Origin of the sequence: Geobacillus sp. FSL W8-1251, assembly GCF_038005945.1 — a bacterium.
GTDB classification, from domain to species: domain Bacteria; phylum Bacillota; class Bacilli; order Bacillales; family Anoxybacillaceae; genus Geobacillus; species Geobacillus stearothermophilus.
This window is the reverse complement of sequence record NZ_JBBOUF010000001.1, coordinates 498,488-513,365: the sequence shown is the minus strand read 5'-3', so window position 1 is coordinate 513,365 and position 14,878 is coordinate 498,488. Positions and strand designations below refer to the sequence as shown.

The window sequence follows — 14,878 nt, the reverse complement described above, 5'->3', positions numbered from 1 at the left end:
AATAGAAATGGCAGCGCAAAAGAAAATTCCGTTGCGCAAATGCGTCGTCACTGGAGAGATGAAGCCAAAGCGGGAAATGGTGCGCATCGTCCGCTCCAAAGAAGGAGAGGTGTCGATCGACCCGACCGGCAAAAAAGCGGGGCGGGGCGCGTATATTACCCTTGACCCGGATTGCATTTTACAGGCGAAAAAGAAAAACATTTTGGCCCGCCATTTAAAAGCCGACATCGCCGACTCGCTCTATGACGAGCTGCTTGCTTTGGCGAAAAAGGAGAAACAGGCAGGACAATGAAACAGAACCGCTGGGCATCGCTGTTAGGGTTGGCGCAGCGGGCCGGAAAAGTCGTTTCCGGAGAGGGACTTGTCGTCAAGGAAGTGCAACGGGGCAGGGCGCGGCTCGTGTTGCTTTCGGAAGATGCGTCGGCCAACACGGAAAAAAAAGTGACGGATAAATGTGCGTTTTATGGCGTCCCGCTTTGCAAAGTGCCGGACCGGTATGTGCTGGGCGGCGCGATCGGCAAAGACGCCCGCGTCGTCGTCGCCGTCACCGACGAAGGGTTCGCGCGCCAATTGCAAACGATGCTCGACCGATCTTTATGGGGGTGACTGTATGTCAAAAATGCGTGTGTACGAATATGCGAAAAAACAGAACGTGCCAAGCAAGGACGTTATTCATAAATTGAAAGAAATGAACATTGAAGTAAACAATCATATGGCCATGCTCGAGGCCGATGTCGTCGAAAAGCTTGACCATCAATACCGCCCAAAGGCCGAAAAGAAAACCGAAACCAAAAATGAAAAGAAAGCGGAAAAGAAAACCGACAAGCCGAAGCGGCCGATGCCGGCGAAGACGGCCGATTTCTCGGATGAGGAAATTTTTGGCGATGTAAAAGAAGCGGCCAAGCCGGCCAAGAAAAAAGGGGCGGCGAAAGGGAAAGAAACAAAACGAACGGAGGCGCAGCAGCAAGAAAAGAAAGCGTTCCAAGCGGCGAAGAAGAAAGGAAAAGGGCCGGCGAAAGGGAAAAAACAAGCGGCTCCGGCCGCGAAGCAGGTGCCGCAGCCGGCGAAAAAAGAAAAAGAGCTGCCGAAGAAAATTACGTTCGAGGGTTCGCTCACCGTGGCCGAGCTGGCGAAAAAATTGGGCCGCGAGCCGTCGGAAATTATTAAAAAGCTGTTTATGCTTGGCGTGATGGCGACGATCAACCAAGACTTGGACAAAGATGCGATCGAGCTCATCTGCTCCGACTACGGCGTTGAAGTGGAAGAAAAGGTGACCATTGACGAAACGAACTTTGAAGCGATTGAAATTGCCGATGCTCCGGAAGACCTGGTTGAACGGCCGCCGGTTGTCACGATCATGGGGCACGTCGACCATGGGAAAACGACGCTTCTTGATGCGATCCGCCATTCGAAAGTGACCGAGCAAGAAGCGGGCGGCATTACGCAGCACATCGGCGCTTACCAAGTCACCGTCAATGACAAAAAAATTACGTTCCTCGATACACCAGGCCATGAAGCGTTTACGACGATGCGGGCGCGCGGCGCGCAAGTGACCGATATCGTCATCCTTGTCGTCGCGGCTGATGACGGGGTCATGCCGCAGACGGTCGAGGCGATCAACCATGCCAAGGCGGCAAACGTGCCGATCATCGTCGCCATTAACAAAATGGATAAACCGGAAGCGAACCCGGACCGCGTCATGCAAGAGTTGATGGAGTACAACCTCGTTCCGGAAGAATGGGGCGGCGATACGATTTTCTGCAAGCTGTCAGCGAAAACGAAAGAGGGCCTCGATCATCTGTTGGAAATGATTTTGCTTGTCAGCGAGATGGAAGAATTAAAAGCCAATCCGAACCGGCGCGCGGTCGGAACGGTCATTGAAGCGAAGCTCGACAAAGGGCGCGGCCCGGTGGCGACGCTGCTCGTTCAAGCCGGCACGCTCAAAGTCGGCGATCCGATCGTCGTCGGCACGACGTACGGGCGTGTGCGGGCGATGGTCAATGACAGCGGGCGGCGCGTCAAGGAAGCGGGGCCGTCGATGCCGGTGGAAATTACCGGGCTGCACGACGTGCCGCAAGCCGGCGACCGTTTCATGGTGTTTGAGGATGAGAAAAAGGCGCGGCAAATCGGGGAAGCGCGGGCGCAGCGGCAGCTGCAGGAGCAGCGGAGCGTGAAAACGCGCGTCAGCCTCGACGATTTGTTCGAACAAATCAAGCAAGGCGAAATGAAAGAGCTGAACTTGATCGTCAAAGCCGATGTTCAAGGATCGGTTGAGGCGCTGGTTGCCGCCTTGCAAAAAATCGATGTCGAAGGCGTGCGGGTGAAAATCATCCATGCGGCGGTCGGCGCCATCACCGAATCGGATATTTCACTGGCGACGGCATCGAACGCTATCGTCATTGGCTTTAACGTCCGCCCGGATGCGAATGCGAAGCGCGCCGCTGAATCGGAAAAAGTCGACATCCGCCTCCATCGCATCATTTACAACGTCATTGAGGAAATTGAAGCGGCGATGAAAGGGATGCTCGACCCGGAATACGAAGAGAAAGTCATCGGCCAAGCGGAAGTGCGGCAAACGTTCAAAGTGTCCAAAGTTGGCACGATCGCCGGCTGCTATGTCACCGACGGCAAAATCACCCGCGACAGCAAAGTGCGCCTCATCCGCCAAGGCATCGTCGTGTACGAAGGCGAAATCGATTCGCTCAAACGGTATAAAGACGATGTGCGCGAAGTGGCGCAAGGATATGAGTGCGGCTTGACGATCAAAAACTTCAATGACATTAAAGAAGGGGACGTTATTGAAGCGTACGTCATGCAGGAAGTGGCTCGGGCATGATCGGCTTTGCCGCATGCGAATGTCTCATTTATAACGCCCGCTCGCTGAAGGACAAACGGGCCGTCCTGCAGCGGGTGCTGACAAGGATTCGGCAAAAGTACAACGTCTCTGTGGCTGAACTCGATTATCAAGACGCATGGCAGCGGGCGAAAATCGGCCTTGTCGCCATCGCGTCGAGCCGAATGGCGGCGGAGCGGGAACTCGAGCGGGCCTTGGCCTTGATCGATTCGTTCCCCGAGTTGGAGCGGGCGTCCACATCATTTGAGTGGTTGTAAATCGAGGTGATGGATGATGAACATACGGGCAACTCGCGTTGGCGAGCAAATGAAAAAAGAGTTGAGCGACATTATCGGCCGCAAGCTGAAAGATCCGCGCATCGGTTTCGTCACCGTCACCGATGTGCGCGTCACCGGCGATTTGCAGCAAGCGAAAGTGTACATTAGCGTCTTAGGCGATGACGAGCAGCGGGAGAACACGCTGAAAGCACTGGAAAAGGCGAAAGGATTCATCCGTTCGGAAATCGGGCAGCGCATTCGCCTGCGCAAAACGCCGGAAATTTTGTTTGAGATCGATGAAACGATGGAATACGGCAGCCGCATTGAGCGGCTGATCCGCGAAATTTCCGACGGCGACCGCCGCCGGCCGGAAGAGGCGGAGGATGGTCCAAACAATGGATAGACGAACCGTCTATCCATTTCCGTTGCGCGAGTATAGACAGGGAAAGGGTGCGCCGATGGACGGGGTATTGCTGCTCAACAAACCAAAAGGAATAACGTCGCACGACTGTGTGGCAAAGGTGCGCCGCCTGCTTGGGGTAAAAAAAGTCGGCCATACCGGCACGCTCGATCCAAACGTGTCCGGCGTCCTGCCGCTTTGCCTTGGCAAAGCGACGCGCATTGCGGAATTTCTTACCGGAGCGACGAAAACGTACGAAGGGGAAGTGACGCTCGGTGCAGCGACGACGACCGAAGACGCCGACGGTGACGTCGTTGCCGTCCGGCCGGTCGAGCGGCCGATTGCGCGGGTGGAAATCGAAGCCGTTTTCCGCCGCCTTATCGGGGAAATCGAGCAAACGCCGCCCATGTATTCGGCGGTGAAAGTCGGCGGCAAAAAGCTGTATGAATATGCGCGCGCCGGCATCGAGGTGGAGCGCCCGACGCGGCGCGTGACGATTTACGAGCTCGAGCTGCTCGATGATCGCGAGCAGTTTGCCGGGGAGACGGTGTCATTTCGCTTCCGCGTCACATGCAGCAAAGGCACGTATGTCCGCACGCTCGCAGTGACGGTCGGCGAGCAGCTCGGCTATCCGGCTCATATGTCCGATCTCATCCGCACAGCGTCCGGCCCGTTTCGGCTTGAAGATTGTGTGACGCTGGAAGAAGTCGAGCGCCGGGCGGCCGACGGAACGGCCGCCGCCTTGCTCATTCCGATCGAGCAAGCGCTTTTTCATTTGCCGAAATATGAAATCAATGATAAAGTAGCAGAGAAAGTAAAAAACGGGGCGCTGCTCCGGCTTCCCGCCTTTTTGCATGCGCTTGACGGGCCGGTCGTGCTCGTGACGCCCGAGCGGGAGGCGCTGGCCCTGTATGTAAAGCATCCGGCGCGCCCGGGCTTGATGAAACCGCTCAAAGTGTTTCGTTGACGCCGGGCGAAGCGCGGAAAAAAAGTAAGGTGGGTTATGGACATGGAAACGATATTTCTTTCGCATCCGCATCGCTTTGAGCGCCAGGCGCTTCCCCCGGCGGTGATGGCGCTCGGCTATTTTGACGGCATTCACCTTGGCCACCAAAAAGTGATCCGGACGGCGGTCGAGATTGCGAATGAACGCGGATACGAAAGCGCGGTGATGACGTTTCATCCTCATCCGTCCGTCGTGCTTGGCAAACAACCTGAGCTTCGTCTCATTACCCCGCTTAACAAAAAAGAGCAGTTGGTTGCGGCGCTTGGCGTGAATCGACTGTATATCGTCGAATTTACACCGGCGTTCGCCAACCTGCCGCCGGAGCAGTTTGCCGATCAATATTTGGATGGGCTTCATGTCAAGCACGTCGTCGCCGGTTTTGATTTCACTTATGGCCGGTTCGGAAAAGGGACGATGGAGACGATGCCGCTTCATGCGCGCGGCCGCTTTGGGCAAACCGTTGTTCCAAAGCTGGCCGTCGACGGGGAAAAGGTGAGTTCGACAAGGGTGCGGAAGCTCATTGAAGAAGGGGCGGTCGATCAGCTCCCCCGCCTCCTCGGCCGTTTTTATGACATCGAAGGGACGGTTGTCGCCGGGGAGCAGCGCGGGCGGACGATCGGGTTCCCGACGGCCAACATTGCGTTAAATGGCGACTACCTATTGCCGGCGGTCGGCGTTTACGCCGTCAAAGCGACCGTTGGCGGCCGGACGTACGAAGGGGTGGCGAACATCGGCTACAAACCGACGTTCCATGCGGCGCGCGAAGGGTTGCCGAGCGTGGAAGTGCATTTGTTTGCGTTCGCGCGCGACATTTACGGGGAAACGGTGACGGTTGAGTGGCACCGCCGCCTGCGGAGCGAGCGCAAGTTTGCCGGCGTCGCCGAGCTGGCGGCGCAAATTGCCCGCGACAAGGAAGAAGCAAAACAGTATTTCCGGCGTTTGGACGAAAAGACTTGCATTTTGCCGGAAAAAGAGGTATTCTAATCAGTGTATGCGAACCGTTGCTTGGCCAGGCGACTCACCGACGCCCGCTCGGCAACCGGGGATCGAAGACTAGGGAGGTGAACCATGATGGCATTGACGCAAGAGCGCAAACGCGAAATCATCGAACAATTCAAAGTCCATGAGAACGACACCGGTTCTCCGGAAGTGCAAATTGCGATTTTGACAGAGCAAATCAACAATTTGAATGAGCATTTGCGCGTCCATAAAAAAGACCATCATTCTCGGCGCGGCCTGCTGAAAATGGTCGGGAAACGCCGCCGGCTGTTGGCCTACTTGCGCAATAAAGATGTGGCGCGCTACCGTGAAATAGTTGAGAAACTTGGATTACGTCGATAAAAAAGCGGGAGCATTCCCGCTTTTTTGCTAGTTTATAGGCGCCGTTTGCGCGGCGATGATACAATAGCGCCAATTCGTCTATACTAATCATCAGCAGATCCCTTATTTTTGTACATAGAGAGGAGTACTCGTCTGTATGGAACAAGAGAAACGCGTGTTTTCCATCGATGTGGCTGGACGCCCGCTCGTCATTGAAACCGGCGAACTGGCAAAACAGGCGAACGGGGCGGCGCTCGTCCGCTACGGCGATACGGTGGTGCTGAGCACGGCCACCGCATCGCGGGAAGCGAAAAATGTGGACTTTTTCCCGCTGACGGTCAACTACGAGGAGCGGCTGTACGCGGTCGGGAAAATTCCGGGCGGGTTTATTAAACGGGAAGGCCGCCCAAGCGAGAAAGCGATTTTGGCGAGCCGGCTCATCGACCGGCCGATCCGCCCGTTGTTTGCCGAAGGATTCCGCAACGAAGTGCAAGTCGTATCGATGGTCATGAGCGTCGACCAAGACTGCTCCCCGGAAGTGGCGGCGTTGATCGGTGCGTCTACGGCGTTGACGATTTCCGACATTCCGTTTGAAGGACCGATCGCCGGTGTCATCGTCGGCCGCGTCGATGGCCAGTTTGTCATCAATCCGACGGTCGAGCAGATGGAAAAAAGCGATCTGCATCTTGTCGTCGCTGGGACGAAAGATGCCATCAACATGGTCGAAGCCGGCGCGGATGAAGTGCCGGAAGAAGTGATGCTCGAAGCGATCATGTTCGGCCACGAAGAAGTCAAGCGGCTCATTGCTTTCCAAGAGGAAATTGCCGCCCAGGTCGGCAAAGAAAAAATGGAAGTCGTCTTGTATGAACCCGATCCTGAGTTGGAGGCGGAAATCCGCCAACTTGCGGAAGCAGATATTAAGCGGGCGGTGCAAGTGCCGGAAAAACTGGCGCGCGATGCTGCCATCGAGGATGTAAAAGCGGGCGTCATCGCCAAGTACGAAGCGGAAGAGGCGGATGAAGAGAAGCTGAAGCAAGTGCAGGAAATTTTGCACAAGCTTGTGAAAGAAGAAGTGCGCCGTTTGATTACAGTTGAGAAAATCCGTCCGGACGGGCGCAAAGTCGATGAAATCCGCCCGCTGTCGTCGGCGGTCGGCGTCTTGCCGCGCACGCACGGGTCGGGCTTGTTTACGCGCGGCCAAACGCAAGTGTTGAGCGTTTGTACGCTCGGGGCGCTCGGCGATGTACAAATTTTGGACGGGCTTGATTTGGAAGAATCGAAACGGTTCATGCATCATTACAACTTCCCGCCGTTTTCCGTCGGCGAAACCGGGCCGATGCGCGGGCCGGGGCGGCGCGAAATCGGACACGGCGCGCTTGGGGAGCGGGCGTTGGAGCCGGTCGTGCCGTCGGAGCGCGAGTTTCCGTACACGATCCGCCTCGTTTCGGAAGTGCTCGAGTCAAACGGATCGACATCGCAGGCGAGCATTTGCGCGAGCACACTGGCGATGATGGATGCCGGGGTGCCGATTAAAGCGCCGGTCGCCGGCATTGCCATGGGGCTGGTGAAACAAGACGATCATTACACAATTTTGACCGACATTCAAGGCATTGAAGACCATCTCGGCGATATGGACTTCAAAGTCGCCGGCACGAGAAAAGGCGTCACCGCCCTGCAAATGGACATTAAAATTAAAGGGCTGACGCGCGACATTTTGGAAGAGGCGCTCATGCAGGCGCGCAAAGGGCGCTTGGAAATTTTGGACCATATGATGCAAACGCTCAGCGAGCCGCGCAAAGAGCTGTCCAAATATGCGCCGAAAATTTTGATCATGCACATCAATCCGGATAAAATCCGCGAGGTCATTGGGCCGAGCGGCAAACAAATCAATAAAATCATCGATGAAACCGGCGTGAAAATCGATATCGAGCAAGACGGCACGATTTTCATCTCCTCTGTCGATGAAGCGGCCAACCAAAAAGCAAAACAAATCATCGAAGACATCGTCCGCGAAGTCGAAGTGGGGGAAGTGTATTTGGGCAAGGTGAAACGGATCGAAAAATTCGGCGCGTTCGTCGAGCTGTTCAACGGCAAGGACGGGCTCGTCCACATTTCCGAGCTGGCCGAGGAGCGGGTCGGCAAAGTGGAAGACGTCGTGTCGATCGGCGATGAAATTTTGGTGAAGGTGACCGAAATCGATAAACAAGGGCGCGTCAACTTGTCGCGCAAAGCGGTGTTGCGCGAGCAGCGCGGCATTGCCGAGCCGACGCGGGAAAAACGCGGAAGACGGCCGGAGCGCCAACGCATGAAGCCTTAGGAATTTGTTTCTTAAGGCTCTTTTGCTATGTTCTAACTTGTCTCCCGTAGACATATGGTTGTAGTAGTGAAAAAGGAGGGGGACAAGGGTGAACAACGGCTATGCCCGATACATGGCGCTAGCGGTCATGTTTCTCATCGCTTGGATGGCGGTTCAGTGGCCTCCGGTCGGCGGCTACATCGAGAGCTGGCGCCCGGTGGAAATGACCGCCATGAAAGAACGCGACAAACTGTACGAGACGATTGTCAAGCAGGCGAAGCAATACGAAATTCCCGCCCAGGATGCGGTCATTGATAAAGTGTGGAAGGCGACGCCGGGGTACAACGGGCTCGCTGTCGATATTGACGCCTCTTATGAAAACATGAAGAAAACGGGAACGTTCGATGAACGAAAACTCGTGTTCCGCCAAGTGCCGCCGCGCGTTCATTTGGATGACTTGCCGCCGGCGCCGATCTATCGCGGCCACCCCGACAAACCGATGGTCTCGCTGCTCATCAACGTGGCCTGGGGGGAAGAATACATCCCCGATATGCTTGAGACGTTGAAAAAACACGGGGTGAAGGCGACGTTCTTTTTGGAAGGGCGATGGGTAAAAAACCATCCGGAGATGGCAAAAATGATAGCAGATGCCGGCCATGAAATCGGCAACCATTCCTACAGCCATCCGGATATGAAAACGCTCAGCAGCGAAGCGGTCCGCCGCGAACTGGAAAAGACGAATGAAGTCATTGAAGCGGCGACGTCGGTCAAATGCAAATGGTTTGCCCCGCCGAGCGGCAGCTACCGTGATGACGTCGTCAACATCGCCGCCGAGCTCGGCATGAAGACGATCATGTGGAGCGTTGATACAATTGATTGGCAAAAACCGTCGCCATCTGCTATAGTGAAACGGGTAACATCAAAAATCCATCCCGGCGCCATGATTTTGATGCATCCGACGATGCCGACGGCGGCCGCACTCGATGAGCTGATCGCCTCGATCAAGCGGAAAGGCTATGCCATCGGCAGCCTGACAGCCTTATTCGACGAGAAAAGACTGGCCAAAAAACAGGAGGAACATGGAGTTGATTAACAAGTACACGTGCAAAAACGGCGTGCGAATCGTGCTGGAGCAAATTCCGACTGTAAGGTCGGTGGCCATCGGCGTATGGATCGGCACAGGTTCGCGCAATGAGACGGAACAAAACAACGGCATTTCCCACTTTTTAGAGCACATGTTTTTTAAAGGGACGGCAACGCGCACGGCCCGGGATATCGCCGAAGCGTTTGACAGCATCGGCGGGCAAGTGAACGCCTTTACGTCGAAAGAGTATACGTGCTATTACGCCAAAGTGTTGGACGAACATGCACCGCTCGCGTTGGAAATGCTTGCCGATATGTTTTTTCACTCGACGTTCGTTGAGGATGAGCTGCAAAAAGAGCGGAACGTGGTGCTTGAGGAAATCAAAATGTACGAAGACACGCCGGATGACATCGTCCACGATTTGCTCGGCAAGGCATGCTATGCGGGTCATCCGCTCGGCTACCCGATTTTAGGCACGGAAGAGACGTTGCGCACGTTTACGGGGGACACGTTGCGCCAATATATGGCCGACTACTATACTCCGGATCGCGTTGTCGTTTCCGTTGCCGGCAATGTCGATGAGCGGTTTATCACTGAAGTCGAACGTTATTTCGGCTCGTTCACTGCGTCCCGCAAGCCCGCTCCGTCAGGGACGCCGACGTTTGTGCCGCAAAAGCTCGCGCGCAAAAAAGACACGGAGCAGGCGCACGTATGCATCGGGTTCAACGGCCTGCCGGTCGGCCACCCGGATGCGTATCCGCTTCTGATCCTCAACAATATTTTAGGCGGCAGCATGAGCAGCCGGCTGTTTCAAGAAGTGCGCGAACAGCGCGGATTGGCGTATTCGGTGTTCTCGTACCATTCCGCCTACCAAGACAGCGGCTTGCTCGCCATTTACGCCGGCACGGGGAGCAGCCAGCTTGACGTTTTGTTTGAAACGATCCAACGGACGCTGCGCCAGTTGAAAGAAGACGGTATTACGGAAAAAGAGCTGCATAACAGCAAAGAACAGATGAAAGGAAGCTTGATGCTTGGGCTTGAAAGCACGAACAGCCGCATGAGCCGCAACGGCAAAAACGAACTTCTTCTCGGCCGCCATCGGTCGCTTGACGAGATTATCGAGGAAATTGAAAGCGTCACGGTGGAAAAAGTGAATGAGCTGGCGCGCACCGTTTTTACCGATGATTACGCGCTCGCCTTAATCAGCCCGGATGGCGTGCTGCCGCGCCCGCTTCGATCGTAGCCGCCTGTCGGGCATAAAAAAAGCTAACGACCCGTTGTGAGGTTGTTAGCTTTTTTCGTTTGGCGCGCCCGTCATTCTTGTTCCGGAGCGTCGATCATCACCATATCGGCGCCGATTTTGCGAATATACTTCCACGGCACGCGAATTTCCTGCCCGTCTTTGCGAAACCCGAACCATTTTCCAGTCGGGATGAGCAACGCTTCGATTTGCCCTGTTTGCTCGTTGATTTCCAAATCCGTTTGCCCAAGCACCCCAAGCCGCTCCGCCCGCCGCACATCGACGATTTCTTTGCCGCTTAATTCACTCAGCCTCACGCTGATTCCCCCTTCCCCCTTCCCTCTTCCCTACTTCTATTGTAAGAAACGGGCGGGCAAAAAATGCCGCCCGCCAATGGCCTATTTTTCCGCCAAGGGCATTCACCTATATTTTTCTTCCAACATAAGATGGGAAAAGAAACGAAGCAGTTTGCCAGTAAAGAAGGTGACGAGGACATATGATGTTGACAGGAATGCATGTCGCCATCATCGGCGGTGATGCGCGGCAACTTGAAGTGATTCGCAAGCTTGTTGAACTGGACGCCAAATTGTCGCTTGTCGGCTTTGACCAGCTCGCCCACCATTTTACCGGGGCGACGAAGATGTCGATCGAGGAGGTCGATTTTGCCGACCTGGATGCGATCATTTTGCCGGTTCACGGCACGACATTGGATGGCAAGGTCAACAGCGTGTTTTCCCACGAGCCGATTCCGTTCACGGAAGAGATGGTGCAAAAAACAGCCAAGCGGTGCACCGTTTATTCCGGCATCAGCAACTCGTATTTAGACGAACTGATGAAAAAGACCGGGCGCAAATACATCCAGCTGTTTGAGCGCGATGATGTCGCCATTTACAACTCGATCCCAACCGCTGAAGGAACGGTGATGATGGTGATCCAGCACACCGATTTTACGATTCACGGTTCCCGCATCGCCGTTTTAGGATTGGGGCGCGTTGGCATGACCGTCGCCCGGACATTTGCCGCTTTGGGGGCAAAAGTGAAAGTCGGGGCGCGCCGGTCGGAACATTTGGCACGCATTACGGAAATGGGGCTTGAACCGTTTCATTTAAATGATTTGGAAAAAGAAGTGCGCGATATCGACGTTTGTGTTAACACCGTCCCCCATTTGATTGTAACGGCGAGCGTCATCGCGAAAATGCCGGCCCATACGCTGATCATCGATTTGGCGTCAAAGCCGGGCGGCACCGATTTCCGCTATGCTGAAAAGCGCGGAGTGAAAGCCATCTTGGCGCCTGGGCTGCCGGGGGTCGTCGCGCCGAAAACGGCCGGACAAATTATCGCCAACGTCTTGGCGCAGCTTTTGTATCAAGATTTACAGAAACGGAAGGAGAATAAACAATGAGCGAAAAAAGCCTGAAGGGGAAGCGGATCGGCTTCGGCCTGACTGGATCGCACTGCACGTATGACGCTGTGTTCCCGGAAATTGAAAAACTCGTGAATGAAGGGGCGGAGGTGCTGCCAATCGTCACGTATACGGTGAAGACGACGAACACCCGGTTTGGCGAAGGGGAAGAGTGGGTGAAAAAACTCGAGCAATTGACCGGGAACGAGGTGATTGACACGATCGTCAAGGCTGAACCGCTCGGGCCGAAAATCCCGCTCGACTGCATGGTCATCGCGCCGCTGACCGGCAACTCGATGAGCAAGCTGGCAAACGCCATGACCGATTCACCGGTGTTGATGGCCGCCAAGGCGACGATGCGCAACCACCGCCCGGTCGTGCTCGGCATTTCCACGAATGACGCCCTCGGCCTAAACGGCGTCAATTTGATGCGGCTGATGGCGGCGAAAAACATTTACTTCATCCCGTTTGGCCAAGATGCTCCGCACGCCAAACCGAACTCGATGGTGGCGCGCATGACGCTCCTGCATGACACTGTGCTTGCCGCCTTGGAAGGAAAGCAGCTGCAGCCAGTTGTGATCGAACGGTTCCGTTACAACGACTAACGGAGGGTGTGGAAAATCGACACCGGACAGAAAAATTTTCTCTCGTCCGCAGCGGAATGTGATAAAATAAAGACTATGAATTCATCTCTTTAGAGTGACGATGTGGAAGGAGAATGGCTGATGGCTGAAAAACAATACCATGTCGCTGTCGTCGGAGCCACGGGGGCAGTCGGACAACAAATGGTGCGGACGCTTGAAGACCGGAACTTCCCGGTCGGAACATTAACGTTGTTATCGTCAGAACGCTCGGCTGGCAAAAAAATGCGCTTCCGCGGCAGAGAGATTGAAGTGCAGGCCGCCGCGCCCGAGCGCTTTGATGGGGTTGATATCGCCTTATTCAGCGCTGGCGGCGCAGTGTCGAAAGCATTGGCGCCGGAGGCGGTTCGGCGCGGGGCGATTGTCATCGACAACACGAGCGCATTCCGGATGGAGGAAAACGTGCCGCTTGTCGTCCCGGAAGTGAACGAAAGCGATTTGACATGGCATAACGGCATCATCGCCAATCCGAACTGCTCGACGATTCAAATGGTCGTGGCGCTTGAGCCGATTCGGAAGGCGTTCGGCTTATCCCGCGTCATCGTTTCCACGTACCAGGCCGTCTCGGGAGCAGGGGCGCAGGCGATTGAAGAGCTGTACGAGCAGACGAAAGCGGTGCTTGACAATAAGCCGTTCGAGGCAACCATTTTGCCGGTCAAATCGGACCGGAAGCATTACCCAATCGCGTTTAACGCCATTCCGCAAATCGATAAGTTTCAAGATAACGGGTTTACGTTCGAAGAGATGAAAATGATCAACGAAACGAAAAAAATCATGCATATGCCCGAGCTGAGCGTCGCGGCGACGTGCGTACGCATTCCGGTGGCGAGCGGGCATTCGGAGTCGGTGTATATCGAGATCGAGCAAGACGGCGTCACGGCTGCCGATTTGCAAGCGGTGCTGCGCGAGGCGCCGGGCGTCGTTCTCCAAGACGATCCGAGCGAACAGCTGTATCCGATGCCGGCCAACTGCGTCGGCCAATACGACGTCTTTGTCGGCCGCATCCGCCGCGATTTGGACAACAGCCGCGCCTTTCATTTATGGATTGTTGCCGACAACTTGCTAAAAGGGGCTGCTTCAAATTCCGTGCAAATTGCCGAAAGTTTGCTGAAGCTCGGGCTCATTTAACGAGTATCGGGGTGTTATCATGAAAATCATTGTTCAAAAGTTCGGCGGCACGTCCGTCCGCGACGAACGCGGGCGAAACTTGGCGCGCCGCCATATTGAAAACGCGCTTGAAGATGGGTACAAAGTCGTCGTCGTTGTATCAGCGATGGGCCGCCAAGGCGATCCGTATGCGACCGACACGCTTCTTGGCTTGATCGGCGGAGCCCGTCACCATGTGACGAAGCGCGAGCAAGATATGCTTATGGCGTGCGGGGAAATCATTTCGAGCGTCGTGTTCAGCAACTTGCTGAACGAACACGGCATCAAGGCGACGGCGTTTACCGGCGCGCAAGCCGGATTTCGCACGACCAGTGATCATACGAACGCCAAAATTGTTGAAATGCGCTGCGAACGGTTGCTTGAAGCGCTTCGGGAATACGACGTCGTCGTCGTCGCCGGCTTTCAAGGCATGGCGGAAAACGGAGACATCACAACGCTCGGGCGCGGCGGGAGCGATACATCGGCCGCGGCGCTCGGCGCGGCGCTAAACGCCGAGTGGGTTGACATTTTTACCGATGTCGATGGCGTGATGACGGCCGACCCGCGTATTGTCGAAAATGCTCGGCCGTTGGAAGTTGTCACCTATACGGAAATTTGCAATATGGCGTACCAAGGGGCGAAAGTGATCCATCCGCGCGCGGTGGAAATCGCCATGCAGGCGAAAGTACCGCTGCGCATCCGTTCAACGTATTCCGATGGGCCAGGGACGCTCGTTACGTCATCGGTGCGCGGTCAAAGAGGAAGCGATGTGAAAGAGCGTCTCGTCACGGGCATTACGTACGTCGCCAATGTGACGCAAATGAAAGTGTTGGCAAAAGAAGGGCATTATGAACTGCAGTCGGATGTATTTCAGGCGATGGCTCACGAAGGAATCAGCGTCGACTTTATCAACATTTCACCGTACGGCGTCGTCTATACGGTGAGCGGAGATATGACGGAAAAAGCGATAGCCGCTTTGCGCCGCATTGGCTATGATCCGGTTGTGACGCCCCGCTGCGCCAAAGTGTCGGTCGTTGGCGCCGGCATTGCCGGTGTGCCGGGAGTAACGGCCAAAATCGTCACCGCTCTATCGGAGCAAGGCATCCAAATTTTGCAATCGGCAGACAGCCATACGACCATTTGGGTATTAGTCAAACAAGACGATATGGAAAAGGCCGTCAATGCCTTGCACGACGCCTTTTGCTTGTCCGAGGCCAAACAGGACGAATGAT

Annotated in this window: 16 protein-coding genes; 15 read left to right on the top strand and 1 reads right to left on the bottom strand. The window is 55.3% G+C overall.

Going from position 1 to position 14,878, the window contains the following annotated elements; genetic code table 11:
- The first annotated feature begins 7 nt into the window (after positions 1 to 7).
- The 11 genes from rnpM to NSS88_RS02535 all read left to right on the top strand — a co-directional run bounded on the left by rnpM (position 8) and on the right by NSS88_RS02535 (position 10,460).
- Positions 8 to 292, top strand: a complete 285-nt coding sequence (gene rnpM / locus NSS88_RS02585) for an RNase P modulator RnpM (protein ID WP_033016843.1) — start codon at positions 8 to 10, stop codon at positions 290 to 292.
- Positions 289 to 606: a YlxQ family RNA-binding protein gene (locus tag NSS88_RS02580; protein ID WP_033008083.1), complete on the top strand. Its 318-nt coding sequence runs from the start codon at positions 289 to 291 to the stop codon at positions 604 to 606. The genes rnpM and NSS88_RS02580 overlap by 4 nt, the downstream gene beginning before the upstream one ends.
- A gap of 4 nt (positions 607 to 610) precedes the next feature.
- Entirely contained in the window at positions 611 to 2,836 is a 2,226-nt protein-coding gene (gene infB / locus NSS88_RS02575; protein WP_339240422.1) for a translation initiation factor IF-2, read from the top strand.
- A complete protein-coding gene (locus NSS88_RS02570; RefSeq protein WP_033008081.1) occupies positions 2,833 to 3,111 on the top strand; it encodes a DUF503 domain-containing protein in 279 nt (92 codons plus the stop codon). The genes infB and NSS88_RS02570 overlap by 4 nt, the downstream gene beginning before the upstream one ends.
- A gap of 16 nt (positions 3,112 to 3,127) precedes the next feature.
- The gene (rbfA, locus tag NSS88_RS02565) at positions 3,128 to 3,514 is read left to right on the top strand and encodes a 30S ribosome-binding factor RbfA (RefSeq protein WP_033008079.1); all 387 of its coding nucleotides are present in this window, start codon (positions 3,128 to 3,130) and stop codon (positions 3,512 to 3,514) included.
- A 55-nt stretch (positions 3,515 to 3,569) separates the two neighbouring features.
- Positions 3,570 to 4,478 carry a tRNA pseudouridine(55) synthase TruB gene (gene truB, locus NSS88_RS02560; protein ID WP_033008077.1) on the top strand — a complete coding sequence of 303 codons (909 nt, stop codon included), beginning with the start codon at positions 3,570 to 3,572 and terminating at the stop codon, positions 4,476 to 4,478.
- Positions 4,479 to 4,514: 36 nt separating this feature from the next.
- Positions 4,515 to 5,501, top strand: coding sequence for a bifunctional riboflavin kinase/FAD synthetase (gene ribF, locus NSS88_RS02555; RefSeq protein WP_049624696.1), 987 nt, complete (start codon positions 4,515 to 4,517; stop codon positions 5,499 to 5,501).
- 87 nt (positions 5,502 to 5,588) lie between these two features.
- Positions 5,589 to 5,858, top strand: a complete 270-nt coding sequence (gene rpsO / locus NSS88_RS02550; protein WP_033016867.1) for a 30S ribosomal protein S15 — start codon at positions 5,589 to 5,591, stop codon at positions 5,856 to 5,858.
- 136 nt (positions 5,859 to 5,994) lie between these two features.
- A complete protein-coding gene (pnp, locus tag NSS88_RS02545) occupies positions 5,995 to 8,154 on the top strand; it encodes a polyribonucleotide nucleotidyltransferase (protein ID WP_121678080.1) in 2,160 nt (719 codons plus the stop codon).
- A gap of 88 nt (positions 8,155 to 8,242) precedes the next feature.
- The gene (locus tag NSS88_RS02540; RefSeq protein ID WP_049624698.1) at positions 8,243 to 9,226 is read left to right on the top strand and encodes a polysaccharide deacetylase family protein; all 984 of its coding nucleotides are present in this window, start codon (positions 8,243 to 8,245) and stop codon (positions 9,224 to 9,226) included.
- On the top strand, positions 9,213 to 10,460 hold the full coding sequence (locus tag NSS88_RS02535) for a M16 family metallopeptidase (protein ID WP_033016833.1): 1,248 nt from the start codon (positions 9,213 to 9,215) through the stop codon (positions 10,458 to 10,460). The genes NSS88_RS02540 and NSS88_RS02535 overlap by 14 nt, the downstream gene beginning before the upstream one ends.
- A 71-nt stretch (positions 10,461 to 10,531) precedes the next feature.
- Here NSS88_RS02535 and NSS88_RS02530 read toward each other — a convergent pair whose 3' ends face one another.
- Entirely contained in the window at positions 10,532 to 10,774 is a 243-nt protein-coding gene (locus NSS88_RS02530; RefSeq protein ID WP_033008066.1) for a YlmC/YmxH family sporulation protein, read from the bottom strand.
- Between the two features lie 179 nt (positions 10,775 to 10,953).
- Here NSS88_RS02530 and dpaA point away from each other — a divergent pair, with 179 nt between their 5' ends.
- The 4 genes from dpaA to dapG all read left to right on the top strand — a co-directional run bounded on the left by dpaA (position 10,954) and on the right by dapG (position 14,877).
- Positions 10,954 to 11,859, top strand: a complete 906-nt coding sequence (gene dpaA, locus NSS88_RS02525; protein WP_049624699.1) for a dipicolinic acid synthetase subunit A — start codon at positions 10,954 to 10,956, stop codon at positions 11,857 to 11,859.
- The gene (locus NSS88_RS02520; protein ID WP_033016831.1) at positions 11,856 to 12,464 is read left to right on the top strand and encodes a dipicolinate synthase subunit B; all 609 of its coding nucleotides are present in this window, start codon (positions 11,856 to 11,858) and stop codon (positions 12,462 to 12,464) included. Before dpaA ends, NSS88_RS02520 begins: the two co-directional genes overlap by 4 nt.
- Before the next feature lie 120 nt (positions 12,465 to 12,584).
- Entirely contained in the window at positions 12,585 to 13,628 is a 1,044-nt protein-coding gene (gene asd, locus NSS88_RS02515; protein ID WP_033008061.1) for an aspartate-semialdehyde dehydrogenase, read from the top strand.
- Positions 13,629 to 13,647: 19 nt separating this feature from the next.
- Positions 13,648 to 14,877: an aspartate kinase gene (dapG, locus tag NSS88_RS02510; protein ID WP_053532331.1), complete on the top strand. Its 1,230-nt coding sequence runs from the start codon at positions 13,648 to 13,650 to the stop codon at positions 14,875 to 14,877.
- The last annotated feature ends 1 nt before the right edge of the window (position 14,878 follow it).

What these genes read in the sequence shown, in the direction of transcription:
- rnpM (WP_033016843.1), top strand. Translation starts at nt 8, where the DNA reads ATGGCAGCGCAAAAGAAAATTCCGTTGCGCAAATGCGTCGTCACTGGA.
- NSS88_RS02580 (WP_033008083.1), top strand. Translation starts at nt 289, where the DNA reads ATGAAACAGAACCGCTGGGCATCGCTGTTAGGGTTGGCGCAGCGGGCC.
- infB (WP_339240422.1), top strand. Translation starts at nt 611, where the DNA reads ATGTCAAAAATGCGTGTGTACGAATATGCGAAAAAACAGAACGTGCCA.
- NSS88_RS02570 (WP_033008081.1), top strand. Translation starts at nt 2,833, where the DNA reads ATGATCGGCTTTGCCGCATGCGAATGTCTCATTTATAACGCCCGCTCG.
- rbfA (WP_033008079.1), top strand. Translation starts at nt 3,128, where the DNA reads ATGAACATACGGGCAACTCGCGTTGGCGAGCAAATGAAAAAAGAGTTG.
- truB (WP_033008077.1), top strand. Translation starts at nt 3,570, where the DNA reads ATGGACGGGGTATTGCTGCTCAACAAACCAAAAGGAATAACGTCGCAC.
- ribF (WP_049624696.1), top strand. Translation starts at nt 4,515, where the DNA reads ATGGACATGGAAACGATATTTCTTTCGCATCCGCATCGCTTTGAGCGC.
- rpsO (WP_033016867.1), top strand. Translation starts at nt 5,589, where the DNA reads ATGGCATTGACGCAAGAGCGCAAACGCGAAATCATCGAACAATTCAAA.
- pnp (WP_121678080.1), top strand. Translation starts at nt 5,995, where the DNA reads ATGGAACAAGAGAAACGCGTGTTTTCCATCGATGTGGCTGGACGCCCG.
- NSS88_RS02535 (WP_033016833.1), top strand. Translation starts at nt 9,213, where the DNA reads ATGGAGTTGATTAACAAGTACACGTGCAAAAACGGCGTGCGAATCGTG.
- dpaA (WP_049624699.1), top strand. Translation starts at nt 10,954, where the DNA reads ATGATGTTGACAGGAATGCATGTCGCCATCATCGGCGGTGATGCGCGG.
- NSS88_RS02520 (WP_033016831.1), top strand. Translation starts at nt 11,856, where the DNA reads ATGAGCGAAAAAAGCCTGAAGGGGAAGCGGATCGGCTTCGGCCTGACT.
- asd (WP_033008061.1), top strand. Translation starts at nt 12,585, where the DNA reads ATGGCTGAAAAACAATACCATGTCGCTGTCGTCGGAGCCACGGGGGCA.
- dapG (WP_053532331.1), top strand. Translation starts at nt 13,648, where the DNA reads ATGAAAATCATTGTTCAAAAGTTCGGCGGCACGTCCGTCCGCGACGAA.